Below are 16,675 nucleotides of genomic sequence, written 5' to 3' on the forward strand. Positions count from 1 at the left end.
CGGGCCCCGCACTGTTGCGCGGGACCCGCCCTTCGAGTGGACCGGGGGTCTCTGCAGCCCTCAGGACTCCGGCTCGGTCCGTTAGCCTCGCGTTGCAAGCATAGGCAAGCCTTGCCTAATTTAGCAAGGCCTTGCCCATTGGGATGCGGCCCATGCCGCGCACCGGCAGCCCGAATCCCACCAGCGCGTCCAAGATCGCCTGGCTGCGGCGCATGCTCGTCAGCTCGCTGGAGCCGGCCAGCAGCGGCACCTGGGTGGCGGCCCCGACCACGGCCGCCCCCACCACGTTCCACATCGCGGCAACCGACATCGCGCCGTCGGTGACCTCGTGGAGCTTGGCGAACAGCGGCGCCAACGCGCGATGACTGCGATGGGCCACCCACGTCGCCAGCGCCGCCTCACTGGGCAGCGCGACGATGCCGTCCCGCGCGGTGCGCACGGAGCCGACGCTGACGCGGGTGGCCAAGTGCGGATCGTCGGGCAGTGCCCGCAGCGTCGGATCCACCACACCGACCCAGTCGATGGCCCCCTCGGAATCGACGTGCACCCAGAGGTTCTCCAGCCCGGTGTCCCAGGCGCGCCCCTCCAGCGCGATCAGCGGCACCACCCGGCCGACCACGACGTGCGCCAGGGTGGCGGCCAATTGCTGGGCCACGGCGGCGTGACTGTCGATCTCGGCGATCGCAACGTCGAACATGGTGCGCAGCCGGTCGGTGGTGAGCGCCTCGGCCAGCGGCCACCAGCGCCGCCGGGACAGATCGCCCATCACGGCGACGCCGTACACGCGTGGACATTCGGGGTACAACTCGCGCAGCCGCCGGCTCGACTCGTGCAGCGGCAGGGCCCGCCGAATCGACATCCGAGCAATCAACGGGTCATCGATCACGACCGTCACTCCACACCTCCTCGATCACTTAGGTTAGCCTTACTATAGTCACGACAGTGAGGGTGGCCAAAACCTGTGACTCGACTCACAGGCAATCCAGAAAGGCTGGCTGACCGGGAACGGAGGACATGCACCCGCACGTTGGACCGGTCACGGAAATTCGATACGACGCACGGTAGTAAGCCCGTGTAGGCTTCATTTATCGCTCAGGAGATGAACGGGATATGGCCAAGTTGACGCGGCTCGGGGAACTCGAGCGCGAGGTGATGGATCACCTGTGGACCTCGCGGGAGCCGCAGACGGTGCGGCAGGTGCACGAGGCCTTGGCAGCACGCCGAGACCTCGCTTACACGACGATCATGACGGTGCTGCAGCGTCTCGCGAAGAAGAACCTGGTGGTCCAGCATCGCGACGACCGGGCCCACCGCTATGCGCCCACCCACGGCCGCGACGAGCTGGTGGCCGGTCTCATGGTCGACGCCCTGGACCAGGCCGCCGACTCCGGGAGCCGCGAGGCCGCCCTGGTGCACTTTGTCGAACGGGTCGGCGCCGACGAGGCCGCCGCGCTGCGCCGCGCGCTGGCCGAGTTGGAGGCCAAGCACCAGATCGCGCCGCCCGCTGGTAATTCGGCCACCAGCTGAGAGACACTAGCGGCGTGTCCGCGCTGGCCTTCTCCATCGTCGCGTTATTGCTCGTCGGCCCCGTGCCGGCGCTGCTGGCGCGTGCGAGCTGGCCGCAGCGCGCGCCCCGCGCCGCGATCGTGCTCTGGCAGGCCATCGCACTGGCCGCCGTGTTGTCGGCCTTCTCCGCCGGGATCGCCATCGCCAGCAGGCTGCTGGTGCCGGGCCCGGACGGCAAGCCCACCGCGACCCTGACCAGTGAGATCGGGGTGCTGGGCTGGCCGTTGTGGCTCCTCTACGTCTGCGTGTTGGCCGTGACCCTGATGATCGGCGGCCGGCTGATCGTGTCGGTGCTGGCGGTGGCCGTGGCCACCCGGCGCCGGCGCGCCCACCATCGCATGCTGGTCGACCTGCTGGGCATGTCCCGCGACGCGGTGCCCGCCCCGGCGCGCCGGCGCAGCGGGCTGCGGGTGCTCGACATCGCCCAGCCGATGGCCTACTGCCTGCCGGGCGTGCGCAGCCGCGTCGTCGTCAGCGAGGGCACGCTGACCAGCCTGTCGGCCTCCGAGATCGAGGCCATCCTCAGCCATGAACGCGCACACCTGCGGGCCCGCCACGACCTGGTGCTGGAGATGTTCACCGCGATGCGCGCCGCGTTCCCGCGGTTCGTCCGCAGCGCCAGCGCCCTCGACGCGGTCCGGCTGCTGATCGAACTGCTCGCCGACGACGCCGCCGTCCGCGTCACCGGCCCGACTCCCCTGGCCCGCGCCTTGGTGGCCTGCGCCGCCAGCCACACCCCGTCGGGTGCGCTGGCAGCCGGCGGCCCGACCACGGTGCTTCGGGTGCGGCGCCTCGGCGGTGCGGGCAATAGTCTGGTTCTCGCGGTGGGCGCGTACCTGGCGGCCGCGGCCATCATGGTGGTGCCCACGCTCGCGTTGGCCATTCCGTGGCTCACCGAGTTGCACCGGTTGTTCGCCAACTAGGCATGAAATCTCGCACGCACGGCGCTGTACAAGGCGACCGACAACAAAACAACGAAAGGCGTCTGCATGTCCGACACCGGCACCGCCCAGATCGGAGTCACCGGCCTCGCCGTGATGGGCTCCAATCTCGCCCGTAACTTCGCCAGGCACGGGTACACCGTGGCCCTGCACAACCGGTCCATCGCCAAGACCGATGCGCTGTTGGCCGAGCACGGGTCCGAGGGCACGTTCGTGCGCAGCGAGACCATCGCGGAATTCCTCGACGCGCTGGAGAAGCCCCGCCGGGTGATCATCATGGTGAAGGCCGGTGACCCGACCGACGCCGTCATCAACGAACTGGCCGACGCCATGGAGCCGGGCGACATCATCATCGACGGCGGCAACGCGCTCTACACCGACACCATCCGGCGGGAGAAGGCGATCCGCGAGCGCGGGCTGCACTTCGTCGGCGCCGGCATCTCCGGCGGTGAGGAGGGCGCGCTCAACGGGCCGTCGATCATGCCCGGCGGCCCGGCCGAGTCCTACAAGAGCCTGGGGCCCCTGCTCGAAGAGATCTCGGCCCACGTCGACGGGGTGCCCTGCTGCACCCACGTCGGTCCCGACGGCGCCGGTCACTTCGTCAAGATGGTGCACAACGGTATCGAGTACTCCGATATGCAGCTCATCGGCGAGGCCTACCAACTGCTGCGCGACGGGCTGGGCAAGACCGCTCCGGAGATTGCCGACGTGTTCGCCGAATGGAACAAAGGCGACCTGGACAGCTTCCTGATCGAGATCACCGCCGAGGTGCTGCGCCAAACCGACGCCACCACCGGCAAGCCGCTGGTCGACGTGATCGTGGACGAGGCCGAGCAGAAGGGCACCGGCCGCTGGACGGTGAAGTCCGCGCTCGATCTCGGTGTCCCGGTGACCGGTATCGCCGAGGCCGTCTTCGCCCGCGCCTTGTCCGGATCGGTGGCCCAGCGCACGGCGACCACGGGCCTGGCTTCCGGCGCCCTCGGCGATAAGCCCGGTGACGCAACGCAATTCATCGACGATGTCGCCAAGGCGCTGTACGCGTCGAAGATCATCGCCTACGCCCAGGGCTTCAACCAGATCCAGGCGGGCAGCGCCGAGTACAACTGGGGCATCGCGCCGGGCGACATGGCGCGGATCTGGCGCGGCGGCTGCATCATCCGGGCCAAGTTCCTCAACCGGATCACCGAGGCCTTCGACGAGAACCCCGATCTGCCGACCCTGATCGCGGCACCGTACTTCCGCGACGCGATCGAATCGGGCATCGACGCCTGGCGTCGTGTGGTGGTCACCGCCACCCAGCTGGGCATCCCGATCCCCGGGTTCTCCTCGGCGCTGTCCTACTACGACGCGCTACGCACCGAACGCCTCCCGGCCGCCCTCACCCAGGGCCTGCGGGACTTCTTCGGCGCCCACACCTACGGCCGCATCGACGCACCCGAGGGTAAGAAGTTCCACACCCTGTGGAGCGGGGACCGCAGCGAAGTGCCGGCCTGACCGCGGGGATACCTAGACTGACGTCGTGAGGTTTCTTGACGGGCACACCCCGCCCTATGACTTGACCTACAACGACGTCTTCGTGGTGCCCGGCCGTTCGGAGGTGGCGTCCCGGTTCGACGTCGACCTGTCCACGGTGGACGGCTCGGGCACCACCATCCCGGTCGTGGTGGCCAACATGACGGCGGTGGCCGGGCGCCGGATGGCCGAAACGGTGGCGCGCCGCGGCGGCATCGTGGTGCTACCGCAGGACCTGCCGCTGTCGGCGGTCGCCGAGACCGTCGATTTCGTCAAGAGCCGCGACCTGGTCGCCGACACCCCGGTGACGCTGGCACCCGACAGCGCCGTCTCCGATGCCATGGCGCTGATCAACAAGCGCGCGCACGGCGCGGCGGTCATCATCCGCGACGGTCGTCCCGTCGGGATCATCACCGAGGCCGCCTGCGCCGGGGTGGACCGGTTCGCCAGGGTCCGCGACGTCGCGCTCACCGATTTCGTCACCGCCCCGGCCGGCACCGACCCCCGCAAGGTGTTCGACCTGCTCGAGCACGCTCCCGTCGGCGTCGCGGTGCTCACCGGCCCCGACGGCGAACTGGCCGGGGTGCTGACCCGCACTGGCAGTATCCGGGCCGGGATCTACACCCCCGCCGTGGACGCCAACGGCCGGCTGCGCATCGCGGCCGCCGTCGGGATCAACGGCGACGTCGGCGCCAAGGCCCGCGGGCTGGTCGAGGCCGGCGCCGACCTGCTGGTCATCGACACCGCACACGGGCACCAGGCCAAGATGCTCGACGCGATCGCCACGGTGGCCGCCCTGGACCTGGGCGTGCCGATCGCCGCGGGCAACGTGGTGTCCGCGGCGGGCACCCGCGACCTGATCGCCGCCGGCGCCTCCATCGTCAAGGTCGGTGTCGGGCCCGGCGCCATGTGCACCACCAGGATGATGACCGGCGTCGGCCGCCCGCAGTTCTCTGCCGTCGTCGAATGTGCTGCGGCGGCAAGGGAATTGGGCGCCCACGTGTGGGCCGACGGCGGGGTTCGGCACCCCCGCGACGTCGCGCTGGCACTGGCCGCCGGCGCGTCCAACGTGATGATCGGGTCCTGGTTCGCGGGCACCTACGAGTCGCCGGGGGACCTACTGCGCGACCGCGACGGGCTGCCCTACAAGGAGAGCTACGGCATGGCCTCCAAACGCGCGGTCGCGGCCCGCACCGCTGCCGACGGCGCCTTCGACCGGGCCCGTAAAGCGTTGTTCGAGGAGGGCATCTCGACATCGCGGATGGCGCTCGACCCGACCCGCGGCGGGGTCGAGGACCTGCTCGACCACATCACCTCCGGGGTACGCAGCACCTGCACCTACGTGGGTGCGGCCACCCTGCCCGAGTTGCACGAGAAGGTGATCCTCGGGGTCCAGTCTGCCGCCGGGTTTGCCGAAGGTCACCCGTTGCCCAGCGGTTGGTGAAGCCGCGGGCGCGGGCGCGCAAGCTACCATTGAGGCTTCCCGGCGTCATGCACCGTGCAACGCCGATCTAGCGAAAGGGATCCCGTGCCACAGGCACCCGTGGAAAACCACGGTGAGTCCGGCGACGCCGACCCCTCCCCTAGTCGGCCGGGCTCGCGGCCCGGCATCCGTGTGGTGAGTGCGCGATGAGCCTCGCAACCACCCTTCTGAGCCTGCTGGCGTTCATCGCCTTGACCGCGGGCACCGCCCTGTTCGTGGCCGCCGAATTCTCGCTGACGGCACTGGAGCGCAGCACCGTCGAGGCCAATGCCCGCACCGGCGGGAAACGCGACGAGTTCATCCGCAAGGCGCACCGAACCCTGTCGTTCCAACTCTCGGGCGCCCAGCTCGGCATCTCGATCACCACCCTGGCCACCGGTTACCTGGCCGAGCCGGTGGTGGCCCGGCTGCTGCACACCCCGCTGGCCGCCATCCGCGTCCCGGCGACCATGATCGACGGCATCGCGCTGGTGTTGGCGCTGCTGATCGCCACCTCGGTGTCGATGATCTTCGGCGAGTTGGTGCCCAAGAACCTCGCCGTGGCCAAGCCACTGCCCACCGCCCGGGTGGCCGCGCCGCCGCAGTGGTACTTCGCCAAGCTGCTCACCCCCGTCATCAACGCGACCAACGGCACCGCCAACTGGATCCTGCGCCGGCTGGGCATCGAACCGGCCGAGGAACTGCGCTCGGCCCGCTCCCCACAGGAGCTGGTCTCACTGGTGCGTAACTCCGCGCGTAGCGGATCGCTGGACCAGGCCACCGCGGTGCTGGTCGACCGGTCCCTGCAGTTCGGCGAACGCTCGGCCGAGGAACTCATGACCCCGCGGTCACTGATCGAGACGCTGGAGGCCGACGACACCGTGGCCGATCTGATCGAGGCGGCGATGCGCAGCGGACACTCCCGGTTCCCCATCGTCGAAGGTGACCTCGACGAGACCATCGGCATGGTGCACGTCAAGCAGGTGTTCGAGGTACCGCTGGCCGAACGGTCCCGCACCCGGCTGGCCACGCTGGCTTTGCCGGTTCCGAAGGTGCCGTCCACCCTGGACGGTGACTCGGTGATGACCCAGATCCGGGCCAACGGCCTGCAAACCGCCATGGTCGTCGACGAGTACGGCGGCACCGCGGGCATGGTCACCGTGGAGGACCTGATCGAGGAGATCGTCGGCGACGTCCGCGATGAGCACGACGACGCCACCCCCGATGTGGTGCATGTCCGCTCCGGCTGGCAGGTCTCCGGGCTGCTGCGCATCGACGAGGTCGACTCGGAGACGCCGTTTCGCGCCCCCGACGGGGATTACGAAACCATCGGCGGCCTGGTCCTGCAGGAACTCGGCCACATCCCCGAGGTCGGCGAGACGGTGGAGTTGCGGGCGTTCGACCCCGACAGCGTCGACGACCCAGTCCGCTGGCAGGCCACCGTGCTGCGGATGGACGGCCGTCGTATCGACCTGCTGGAGCTGACCGAGCTGGGCCACCAGCCCGACCGCACCGACGGGGAGCGCCACGATGGGTGATCTGCTGGCCGTCGCGCTCACGGTGCTGCTGCTGGGCGCCAACGCGTTCTTCGTCGGTGCCGAGTTCGCGCTCATCTCGGCACGCCGCGACCGGTTGGAGGCCCTCGCCGAGCAGGGCAAGAAGCGGGCCGTCACGGTGATGCACGCGGCGGAGAACCTGTCGCTGATGCTGGCCGGCGCCCAACTGGGCATCACGATCTGCTCGATCCTGTTGGGCCGGGTCGGCGAACCCGCCGTCGCGCACCTGTTGGAGAAGCCGTTCGCGCTGCTCGGTGTCGACCAGACGGTGCTGCACACCGTCTCGTTCGTGGTGGCATTGGCCGTGGTGGTGACGCTGCACGTGCTGCTCGGCGAGATGGTGCCGAAGAACATCGCCATCGCCGGCCCGGAGACCGCCGCCATGTTGTTGGTGCCGCCGTATCTGGCCTACATCCGGCTGGCCAAACCGTTCATCGCGTTCTACAACTGGGCGGCCAACTCCACGCTGCGGATGCTGCGGGTGGAACCCAAGGACGAGCTCGACGTCGCGGTCTCGACCGTCGAATTGTCGGAGATGATCGCCGAATCCCGGTCCGAGGGCCTGCTCGACCACGAGGAGCACACCCGGCTGACCAGGGCGCTGCAGATCCGGGACCGCAAAGTCTCCGATATCGCGATCCCGCTCAGCCGGATCCGCGCCATACCGGCGGCCCGGCCCGGCGCCGGGCCGACCGTCGGCGCCGTGCAGAGCGCGCTGGCCGAGACGGGTTACTCACGCTTCCCGGTCACCGATCCCGACGGCGCCATGCTGGGCTACCTGCACATCAAGGACGTGTTGGCCCTGGTCGACGACCCGGATGCGGTGCTCAACGCCACCATGGTGCGCCCCCTGATCAAGGTGCCCGCCGCGCTGCCGGTGCCGGAGGCGCTGTCCCGGATGCGCCGCAACAACAGCCACCTGGCCCTGGTCACCACCGGCGACAACATCACCGCGATGGTCGCGCTGGAGGATCTGGTCGAAGACCTCGTCGGTACCGTCCGCGACGGAACCCACCGTGTCTGACCTCGTCGTCCTACCGGAGGCCGAATGGACCGAACGGGAACGCCGGCACACCGAGCGGGCCGAGCGGGTGCTCGGCCCGCACCGCGTCAGGGCACAGGCCGGCCAGCCTCACCCGGTGTGGGACTTCCTGTTCACCTACTACAGCTTCAAGCCGCGCCAGCTGGCCCAGTGGCACCCCGGGTACGGGACCGCGCTGGAGGGCGCGGCGGCCGAGAAGTTCCTGCGGCGCACCGGCTACCGGCGGCGCGGGTCGACCGTCACGGTGGGTCCAGACCATCTGGCGACCCGGCTGGACACCGTCGGTTTCATCGCCGAGCTGCTGTCGGCCACCGCCGCACGGCCCGCCCGGCTGAACTGCTTCGGCATGCACGAATGGGCCATGGTGTACCGGGCTCGCGAGATACGCCACCGCGGCGTACCGCTGCGCCTGGGCCCGGCCGGCACCGACACGGTGTTGGAGTCGATGCCGTTGCGCTGCAGCCATTTCGACGCCTACCGGTTCTTCACCGATGCCGCCGTGGGGCGTAACGCCGAGCCGTTGAGCCGCGACGCCCAGCTGCGCCACGAGCAGCCCGGCTGTGTGCACGCCAACATGGATCTGTACAAGTGGTGTTACAAGCTCGGCCCGCTGGTGGCCTCCGAACTCCTGATGGACTGTCTCGACCTGGCGCTGACCGCGCGGCTGCTGGATATGCGCGCCAGTCCGTATGACCTGAGCGAGTTCGACATCGCGCCCATCGAAGTCGAGACCGCGGCCGGACGCACTACCTACGTACGGCAGCAGCAGGAGGTGGCACGGCGCGCACGTGAGCTCAGGTCGACATTGGGCGAGCACTGCCGCCGGCTGCTGGCCGCGAAGGCGATTCGGTGAGACGCACACTTGCCGCGCTGGCCGCGCTGGTCTCGGTGGGCGCGCTGGTGGGCGGCTGCGCCGACCGGCCCGCGGCCACCCCCGCACCGACCTTCGGCCCCGCGCTGCCCGGCGACTTCGGCGGTTCCGGGCCGGGCACGCTGGTGTCGGCCAACGCGCTGGAGCACCTCGATCCCGACCTGGCGGCCAAGACGTCGGTCGCCGCCCGCGTCGTCTACCTGTCCACGTCGGGCATCAGCGACACCCAGGTCAAGGTCAGCGGCACCGTGTTCGTCCCGAACGGCGCCCCACCGCCGGGTGGCTGGCTGCTGGTCGTACTGGGACACCCCAACACGGGCAGCGAAACACCCTGCGCGCCTTCACTTTCTCCCACCCTGCGCGGGCTGGCGCCGACGGTCGAGACCTTCCTCGACGCCGGGTACGTCGTCGCCGTCCCCGACTACCAGGGCCTGGGTCTCGACGACGCCCCGCACCCGTTCCTGGATTCCACCACCGCCGGCTACAACGTGCTCGACGCGGTGCGCGCCGCCGGGAAACTGGTGCCGGGCCTGGCCGGTCGGTGGGTCGGCTACGGCACCGGGCAGGGTGGCCAGGCGGTATGGGCGGCCAACGAACTGGCGGCCGACTACGGCGGCTCGACGCAACTGGCCGGTGTGGTGGCGGCCGCGCCCACCGCCGCCGTCGAGGGACTGGCCGACGCCGCGGCCGCCGGCACCCTGACCGAGGAGCAGATGCTGACCCTGCATCAGTACCTGTCGGCGTTGGCCAACGAGTACACCGATTTCCGCATCGACGACTATCGGCACGGGGTGCTCAAGGCCAACTGGGATGCCCTGAGCGGCTGCGTCGGCGGATCTTCTGCGGAGCGCGCCAGGGTGCTCGCCGAGATGACGGCGGCGGATCTGCGGCCCTCGACGCCCGACGCGGTCGACGCGCTGCGCGGCTACCTGAAGAAGACCGCCTTGCCGCAGGGCCCCACCGCGGCGCCGATGCTGGTGACCGCCGACCGGCCGGGCGGGCTGATACCGCAGGTGTGGACCGATCGCGCGGTAGCCCGGGCATGTGAACTCGGTGACATCGTGGCGACCGGCATCCAGGCCGAAGGCGACCCTGACAAGGCCGTCGGCTGGATCACCGACCGGTTCAATTCGATTGCTGCCCAGAACGATTGCCCGCGGTGAACCGGAACCCCGCGCAGCTCAGGCTATGTTGGGGACGTGACCGGGTGGGCGTTGACGCATGGCTGGCTACCGATCGCCGTCCAGGCGATCACGGTGGCGGTCATCATCGTCGTGCTGTGCCGGGCGTCGAGCAGGTTCTGGCTGCGCTGGGTCCCGCTGGGCCTGGCCTGCGGTGCCGCGGCGGCCGGCCTGGCGTACTGGTTCGTCGAATACCAGGCCCTCGCCGACGAGCCGGCGGGTCCGGCGCTGTGGCTGTGGATCGCCGCCACCGGCCTGACGGTGGTCCTGGCCGTTGCCGGCTGGCGCGGGTCGGGCTGGGCCCGACGCGGCGCCACACTGGTGGCCGTCCCGCTGAGTGCACTGTGCGTCGCGATCACCGTCAACGCCTGGACCGACTATCTGCCGACGGTGGGGGCGGTCTCCGATCGGGTCACCGATGCTCAGCTGGCCAATCAGGTCGACGAGGCCACGCTGCGGGACATGGTGCGTCGCGGTGAGCGTCCCACGCACGGCGTCGTGGTGTCGGTCACCATCCCCAGCGACGGGCCGGGTGGGTCCGGGTTCCGGCATCGCGACGAACTGATCTATCTGCCGCCGGCCTGGTTCGCCAGCGACCCGCCCCCGCCGCTGCCCGCGGTGGTGATGGCCGGCGGTGAGTTCGGCACCCCGCGCGACTGGCCCACCACCGGCAACGCCCGAGCCACCGCCGACGCGTTCGCCGCGGCGCACGGCGGTAACGCCCCCATCCTGGTATTCATCGACACCAGCGGCGATTTCACCAACGACACCGAATGCGTCAACGGTCCGCGCGGTAATGCAGCAGATCACATCACCCGCGACGTGGTGCCGTATGTCACCACCCATTTCGGTGCGAGCGTGCAACCCGCGCAGTGGGGTTTCGCCGGCTGGTCGGCCGGCGGCACCTGCGCGCTGACCACCACGCTCATGCACCCCGACCTGTTCACCACGTTCCTGGACATCGACGGACAGATCGGGCCCAACGCGGGCTCCAAGAGCCAGACCGTGGCGCGGCTGTTCGGCGGCGACATGGACGCCTACCTGGCCTTCGATCCGCAGACCGTGATGGCCAAGCACGGCCGCTACGACGGGATCGCCGCCTGGTTCGCGGTGTCGGGCCCGGGGCAGCCGACCTACCGCGCCCCAGCCGATTCGCCGCCCGCGGCGGTCGACCCCGACTCACTGGACACCGAACACGGCGCGGTGGCCCAGCACCTATGCGCGATGGCCAGCGGTTACGGCATCGAGTGCGCCGTGGTCCCGGACAACGGCGACCACGGATTGGCCACCGCGGCGCGGGTATTCGCCGAGGCGTTGCCGTGGCTGGCCGGACGGTTGGGGACGCCGCAAGCGCCGGCCGTTCCGCTACCCGGCGCAACACCGTGACACCACCGATCTGAGTGCAGTTACCCACGGGTAAACTCGGTCGACGTTCAAGGGAGGAAATATGACCGAGCGCGTGACCGTCGGGAATCTTCGGGTCGCCAAGGTGCTGCACGACTTCATCACCAACGAGGCGCTGCCCGGTACCGGCGTAGACCCCGACAGCTTCTGGGCGGGTGTGGACAAGGTCGTCACCGACCTGGCCCCGCAGAACGAGGACCTGTTGGCCCGCCGCGACGAACTGCAGGCGCAGATCGACAAGTGGCACCGGGCCAGGGTGATCGGCGAATTCGACGCCGCCGGATACAAGACCTTCCTCACCGAAATCGGTTATCTGCAGCCCGAACCCGCAGAGTTCACCATCACCACCTCGGGGGTGGACGCCGAGATCACCAGCACCGCCGGCCCGCAGCTGGTGGTGCCGATCCTCAACGCCCGCTTCGCCCTCAACGCCGCCAACGCCCGGTGGGGCTCGCTGTACGACGCGCTGTACGGCACCGATGTCATCAGCGAGGACGACGGCGCCGAGAAGGGCACCGGCTACAACCGGATCCGCGGTGACAAGGTGATCGCCTACGCCCGCAACTTCCTCGACGAGGCGGCACCGCTGGCCTCGGGCTCGTGGTCGGAGATCACCGGTCTGCGCATCGACGACGAGCACCGGCTGGTGGCCACGTTGGGCGACGGCCTGGAGGCCGGACTGGCCGACGCCGATCAGTTCGTCGGCTACACCGGCGAACTCGGCTCCCCGTCCTGGTCGGTGCTGCTGGCCAACCACGGGCTGCACATCGAGATCCTCGTCGACCCGCAGTCGCCCGTCGGCGCCACCGACAAGGCCGGCATCAAGGATGTCGTGCTGGAGTCGGCGATCACCACGATCATGGACTTCGAAGACTCCGTGGCCGCCGTCGACGCCGAGGACAAGGTGCTCGGTTACCGCAACTGGCTCGGGCTGAACAGGGGCGACCTGGCCGAAGAGGTCAGCAAGGGCGGTAAGTCGTTCACCCGGGTGCTCAACCCGGACCGCGTCTTCACCACCCCGGACGGCGAGGGTGAGCTCACCCTGCCGGGCCGCAGCCTGCTGTTCGTCCGCAACGTCGGGCACCTGATGACCAACGACGCCATCGTGGACGCCGAAGGCAAAGAGATCCCCGAAGGTATCCAGGACGCGCTGTTCACCAGCCTGATCGCCATGCACGGGTTGAAGACCGGTGACGCGAACGGCCCCTACCAGAACAGCCGCACCGGTTCGGTGTACATCGTCAAGCCCAAGATGCACGGTCCCGACGAGGTGGCGTTCACCTGCGAGCTGTTCAGCCGCGTCGAGGATGTGCTCGGCCTGCCGGAGGCCACCCTCAAGGTCGGCATCATGGACGAGGAACGGCGGACCACGCTGAACCTCAAGGCGTGCATCAAGGCCGCGGCCGACCGGGTGGTGTTCATCAACACCGGATTCCTGGACCGCACCGGCGACGAGATCCACACGTCGATGGAGGCCGGGCCGATGATCCGCAAGGGTGCGATGAAGTCGCAGCCCTGGATCAAGGCCTACGAGGACAACAACGTCGACGTCGGTCTGGCCACCGGGCTGTCCGGCCGCGCCCAGATCGGCAAGGGCATGTGGGCGATGACCGATCTGATGGCCGACATGGTGGAGCAGAAGATCGGCCAGCCCAAGGCGGGCGCCACCACCGCGTGGGTGCCGTCGCCGACCGCGGCCACGCTGCACGCCATGCACTACCACCAGGTCGACGTGTACGCCGTGCAGGCCGAACTGCAGGGCAAGACCCGCGCCACCGTCGACGAGCTGCTCACCATCCCGCTGTCCGGCGAGCTGGCCTGGGCCCCTGAGGAGATCCGCGAGGAGGTGGACAACAACTGCCAGTCCATCCTCGGCTACGTGGTGCGCTGGATCGACGCCGGTGTCGGCTGCTCGAAGGTGCCCGACATCCACAACGTCGCCCTGATGGAGGATCGCGCCACCCTGCGCATCTCCAGCCAGCTGCTGGCCAACTGGCTGCGGCACGCGGTGATCACCGAGGAGGACGTGAAGGCCAGCCTGCGCCGGATGGCTGCCGTGGTCGACGAGCAGAACGCCGGCGATGCCGACTACCTGCCGATGGCTCCGGACCCGGAGGCGAGCATCGCGTTCCAGGCCGCTCAGGAACTCATCCTGGCCGGCGCCCAGCAGCCCAACGGCTACACCGAGCCGATCCTGCATCGGCGCCGTCGGGAGTTCAAGGCCCGCGCCGCCGCCCAGTAGCCTGATTCCGGCGCGACGGGCAACGTGGGGGCGACACGACGAGCACGAAGGTGAGGGATGGGCAGGCACAGCATTCCCGGACCGGATGATCCCGCCGACGACGACGATGCACGGCGTCGTTTCGGGTACGGGGCCGAACCCCCCGAAACCGAGGAACCGGCCGATGACGAGCCGCCCACCCGCGCGTTGTCGACGACGGGATCCCAGCGCGCCTGGGATTCCGGTGAGTGGACCGGTAGTCACCGGGCGATCACTCCGGGCCGGCGCAAGGTCAGCCCGGCGGTCATCGTCGCGCTGGTCGCCGTCGTCGTGGTGGTCGGAGCGTTCATCCTGTGGCGCTTCTTCGGCGACGCGCTGTCCAGCCGCAGCCACGAGGCCTCGGCCCGCTGCGTCGAAGGTGAGGTGACCGTCGCGGTCCTGGCCGACCCGAGCATCGCCGACCAGGTCCGCACGCTGGCCGACAACTACAGCAAGACCGCTGCCCCTGTCGGCGACAAGTGTGTGAAAGTTGCCGTCCGGCCTGCAGATTCGGATGCCGTGGTGAACGGTTTCGTCGGGCAGTGGCCCGGTGATCTGGGTGACCGCCCGGCGTTGTGGATCCCGGCCAGCACGGTCTCGGAGGCTCGGCTGGAAAGCGCCGCCGGCGCCAAGACGGTGAGCAACAGCCGGCCGCTGGTCACCTCCCCCGTGCTGCTGGCCATCCGTCCCGAACTGAAAGCGGCGCTGGCCGAGCAGAACTGGTCGACACTGCCCACACTGCAGAACAACCCGACCGGACTGGACGAGTTGAACCTGCCGGGCTGGGGCTCGCTGAAACTGTCACTGCCGCTGGGCGGTAATGCCGATGCGACCTATCTGGCCGCCGAGGCGGTGGCGGCCGCATCCGCTCCGCAGGGGGCCCCGGCCACCGCCGGGGTGAACGCCGTGCAATCGCTGTTGGCCGGTCAACCCAAGCTCGCCGACACCAACGCCGCGACGGCACTGGACGCGCTCGTCAACGCCGCCGACCCGGCGGCCGCCCCGGTGCACGCCGTGGTCACCACCGAACAGCAGCTGTTCAAGCGCGGCGCCGACCTGGCCGATGCCGCACAGAAATTGACCTCGTGGACACCGCCGGGTGCGGTCGCCATCGCCGACTATCCGGCCGTGCTGCTCAGCGGTGACTGGTTGTCGCAGGAACAGATCGGTGCCGCCAGCGAGTTCGACCGGTTCATGCGCAAACCCGAGCAGCTGGCCGAATTCGCCAAGGCCGGTTTCCGCGCCGACGGCGTGCAGGCACCGCAGAGCCCGGTGACCGATTTCGCGCCGCTGGGACAGCCGCTGTCGGTGGGCGACAACGAGACCAGGGCGACCATGGCAGCCGGGCTGACCGCACCGGCGCAGGGCCAGACCGTCACCATCATGCTGGACCAGTCGATGACCACCGACGAGGGCGGCAAGAGCCGGTTGGCCAACGTCGTCACCGCCCTCAACGCCCGGCTGCAGGCGCTTCCGCCCACAGCGGCGGTCGGCTTGTGGACGTTCGACGGGGTGGCGGGCCGATCCGAGGTCAGCACCGGGCCACTCGGTGACCCCGTGGCCGGGCAGCCCCGATCGGCGGCGCTCAAGTCCAGCCTGGACGGTCAGAGCGCCTCCGGTGGCGGGGCGGTGTCGTTCACCACGCTGCGCCTGGTCTACGGCGATGCGCTGACGGCTTTCCGGGACGGGCAGACCAATTCGGTGCTGGTGATCACGGCGGGCCCGCACACCGACCAGAGCCTCAGCGGGCCGGGGCTGGTGGATTACATCAAGGGGGCGGCGAACCCCGCCAAGCCGGTGGCGGTCAACGTCATCGACTTCGGCGCCGACTCCGACCGCGCCACCTGGGAGGCGGTTGCCCAGGCCAGCGGCGGCCAGTACCAGAACGTGGCCAACTCGGCCGGCCCTGAGCTGGCGGCCGCACTGGCCACCCTGCTGGGTTAACCACCCAGCAGGTCGAGCACGCCGCGGGCGAACCGATCCGGCACCTCGACCTGCGGATAATGCCCGACGCCTGGCAGTTCGGTGACCGCGGCGGCGGGCCGCAGTTCGCGGAGCCCGTCGAGCACGTTGACGGTGGCCACCGGATCCTGCAGCCCCACAGAAAGCCCAGCGGCTTGGGCCAGTCGGCCACGGCGCCGTGCCAGCGCCGCGCATAGCGCACCCGCTCGTCCAGGTACGCGCACAGCAGATGGGCGATGCGATGTCCACCGTTGTAGGACAACAACTCCCACTGCGACTGCGCCTCGACCGGACTGAGCGGATGCGCCGCGCTGAACAGCCGGCCGAAGCCGCGGATGAAGCCGGACCGGTTGGTCAGCCGGGACAGCACCGGTCCGAGCGGGCTGCGTAACAGCTTCTGGGCGGGGCGCAGGCTGGCACGTTCGAGGATGACGCTGCCGTTGGTCAGGACGACCCGCTGCAGCTCGAAGCCCAACCCGCCCTCGATATCGCGGGCCAGCAGCTCGGTGGCCACCGACGTGCCCATATCGTGGGCGACGAGCACGACCGGCCCCTGTGCCCTCGCGTTCACCACGCGTTCGACCAGATCGGCCTGGTCCAGCAGCGAGTAGCGATGCGGCCGAGGTTTGTCCGACAACCCGAAGCCGAGGAAATCCAGCGTCAGCCAGGCACGGCCGGCCAGCCGCGGAACGATCTCGCGGTAGTCGAACGAGCTGGACGGGAAGCCGTGCAGCAGAAGGATCGTCGGACCGTCACCCGGCGACGAGCGCACGAAGACCCGACCGGCTGCGGTATCCAGGAACCCGCCGCCGTCGCGCCATTCCTGCACGATCGGCGACAGCATGCGCCGACCCTAGCCCGCGAACGTCGACTATCGCGCTACAACCGCACGGAAAGTCGAGCGGTAGTCGACGTTCG

12 protein-coding genes and 1 pseudogene are annotated in these 16,675 nt (G+C 69.6%); 11 read left to right on the forward strand and 2 right to left on the reverse strand.

From position 1 onward, the window contains the following. Positions 1-115: 115 nt before the first annotated feature. Entirely contained in the window at positions 116-895 is a 780-nt protein-coding gene (locus SBI67_RS09800) for an iron reductase (RefSeq protein WP_318980338.1), read from the reverse strand. 215 nt (positions 896-1,110) lie between these two features. On the opposite strand from SBI67_RS09800, the gene SBI67_RS09805 reads away from it, so the two are divergent. The 11 genes from SBI67_RS09805 (at position 1,111) to SBI67_RS09855 (ending at position 15,739) form a co-directional block, all read left to right on the forward strand. Continuing rightward, positions 1,111-1,527: a BlaI/MecI/CopY family transcriptional regulator gene (locus tag SBI67_RS09805; RefSeq protein ID WP_024453681.1), complete on the forward strand. Its 417-nt coding sequence runs from the start codon at positions 1,111-1,113 to the stop codon at positions 1,525-1,527. Between the two features lie 14 nt (positions 1,528-1,541). Continuing rightward, a complete protein-coding gene (locus tag SBI67_RS09810; RefSeq protein WP_318980339.1) occupies positions 1,542-2,489 on the forward strand; it encodes a M48 family metalloprotease in 948 nt (315 codons plus the stop codon). 66 nt (positions 2,490-2,555) lie between these two features. Further along, complete coding sequence (gene gndA / locus SBI67_RS09815) at positions 2,556-4,001, forward strand: NADP-dependent phosphogluconate dehydrogenase (RefSeq protein ID WP_318980340.1); 1,446 nt, start codon at positions 2,556-2,558, stop codon at positions 3,999-4,001. A gap of 25 nt (positions 4,002-4,026) precedes the next feature. Beyond that, positions 4,027-5,463, forward strand: a complete 1,437-nt coding sequence (locus SBI67_RS09820; protein WP_318980341.1) for a GuaB1 family IMP dehydrogenase-related protein — start codon at positions 4,027-4,029, stop codon at positions 5,461-5,463. 185 nt (positions 5,464-5,648) lie between these two features. Beyond that, a complete protein-coding gene (locus SBI67_RS09825; RefSeq protein WP_318980342.1) occupies positions 5,649-7,019 on the forward strand; it encodes a hemolysin family protein in 1,371 nt (456 codons plus the stop codon). Beyond that, positions 7,012-8,061 carry a hemolysin family protein gene (locus SBI67_RS09830; RefSeq protein WP_318980343.1) on the forward strand — a complete coding sequence of 350 codons (1,050 nt, stop codon included), beginning with the start codon at positions 7,012-7,014 and terminating at the stop codon, positions 8,059-8,061. Before SBI67_RS09825 ends, SBI67_RS09830 begins: the two co-directional genes overlap by 8 nt. Then, positions 8,054-8,932, forward strand: a complete 879-nt coding sequence (locus SBI67_RS09835; RefSeq protein ID WP_318980344.1) for a 3-methyladenine DNA glycosylase — start codon at positions 8,054-8,056, stop codon at positions 8,930-8,932. Before SBI67_RS09830 ends, SBI67_RS09835 begins: the two co-directional genes overlap by 8 nt. Continuing rightward, complete coding sequence (locus tag SBI67_RS09840) at positions 8,929-10,113, forward strand: lipase family protein (protein WP_318980345.1); 1,185 nt, start codon at positions 8,929-8,931, stop codon at positions 10,111-10,113. The genes SBI67_RS09835 and SBI67_RS09840 overlap by 4 nt, the downstream gene beginning before the upstream one ends. A 36-nt stretch (positions 10,114-10,149) precedes the next feature. Beyond that, positions 10,150-11,517, forward strand: a complete 1,368-nt coding sequence (locus SBI67_RS09845; protein ID WP_318980346.1) for an alpha/beta hydrolase — start codon at positions 10,150-10,152, stop codon at positions 11,515-11,517. A gap of 61 nt (positions 11,518-11,578) precedes the next feature. After that, complete coding sequence (locus SBI67_RS09850) at positions 11,579-13,777, forward strand: malate synthase G (RefSeq protein ID WP_318980347.1); 2,199 nt, start codon at positions 11,579-11,581, stop codon at positions 13,775-13,777. Positions 13,778-13,834: 57 nt separating this feature from the next. Beyond that, entirely contained in the window at positions 13,835-15,739 is a 1,905-nt protein-coding gene (locus tag SBI67_RS09855; protein ID WP_318980348.1) for a hypothetical protein, read from the forward strand. On the opposite strand, the pseudogene SBI67_RS09860 reads toward SBI67_RS09855, so the two are convergent. Further along, positions 15,736-16,601 (reverse strand): annotated as a pseudogene (locus SBI67_RS09860) (alpha/beta fold hydrolase). The gene SBI67_RS09855 and the pseudogene SBI67_RS09860 overlap by 4 nt on opposite strands. Positions 16,602-16,675 lie beyond the last annotated feature (74 nt).

The sequence above is a fragment of the Mycolicibacterium chengduense genome (genome assembly GCF_033741155.1).
In the GTDB taxonomy this organism is placed as follows: Bacteria; Actinomycetota; Actinomycetes; order Mycobacteriales; family Mycobacteriaceae; genus Mycobacterium.

What these genes read in the sequence shown, in the direction of transcription:
- SBI67_RS09805 (WP_024453681.1), top strand. Translation starts at nt 1,111, where the DNA reads ATGGCCAAGTTGACGCGGCTCGGGGAACTCGAGCGCGAGGTGATGGAT.
- gndA (WP_318980340.1), top strand. Translation starts at nt 2,556, where the DNA reads ATGTCCGACACCGGCACCGCCCAGATCGGAGTCACCGGCCTCGCCGTG.
- SBI67_RS09825 (WP_318980342.1), top strand. Translation starts at nt 5,649, where the DNA reads ATGAGCCTCGCAACCACCCTTCTGAGCCTGCTGGCGTTCATCGCCTTG.
- SBI67_RS09830 (WP_318980343.1), top strand. Translation starts at nt 7,012, where the DNA reads ATGGGTGATCTGCTGGCCGTCGCGCTCACGGTGCTGCTGCTGGGCGCC.
- SBI67_RS09850 (WP_318980347.1), top strand. Translation starts at nt 11,579, where the DNA reads ATGACCGAGCGCGTGACCGTCGGGAATCTTCGGGTCGCCAAGGTGCTG.
- SBI67_RS09855 (WP_318980348.1), top strand. Translation starts at nt 13,835, where the DNA reads ATGGGCAGGCACAGCATTCCCGGACCGGATGATCCCGCCGACGACGAC.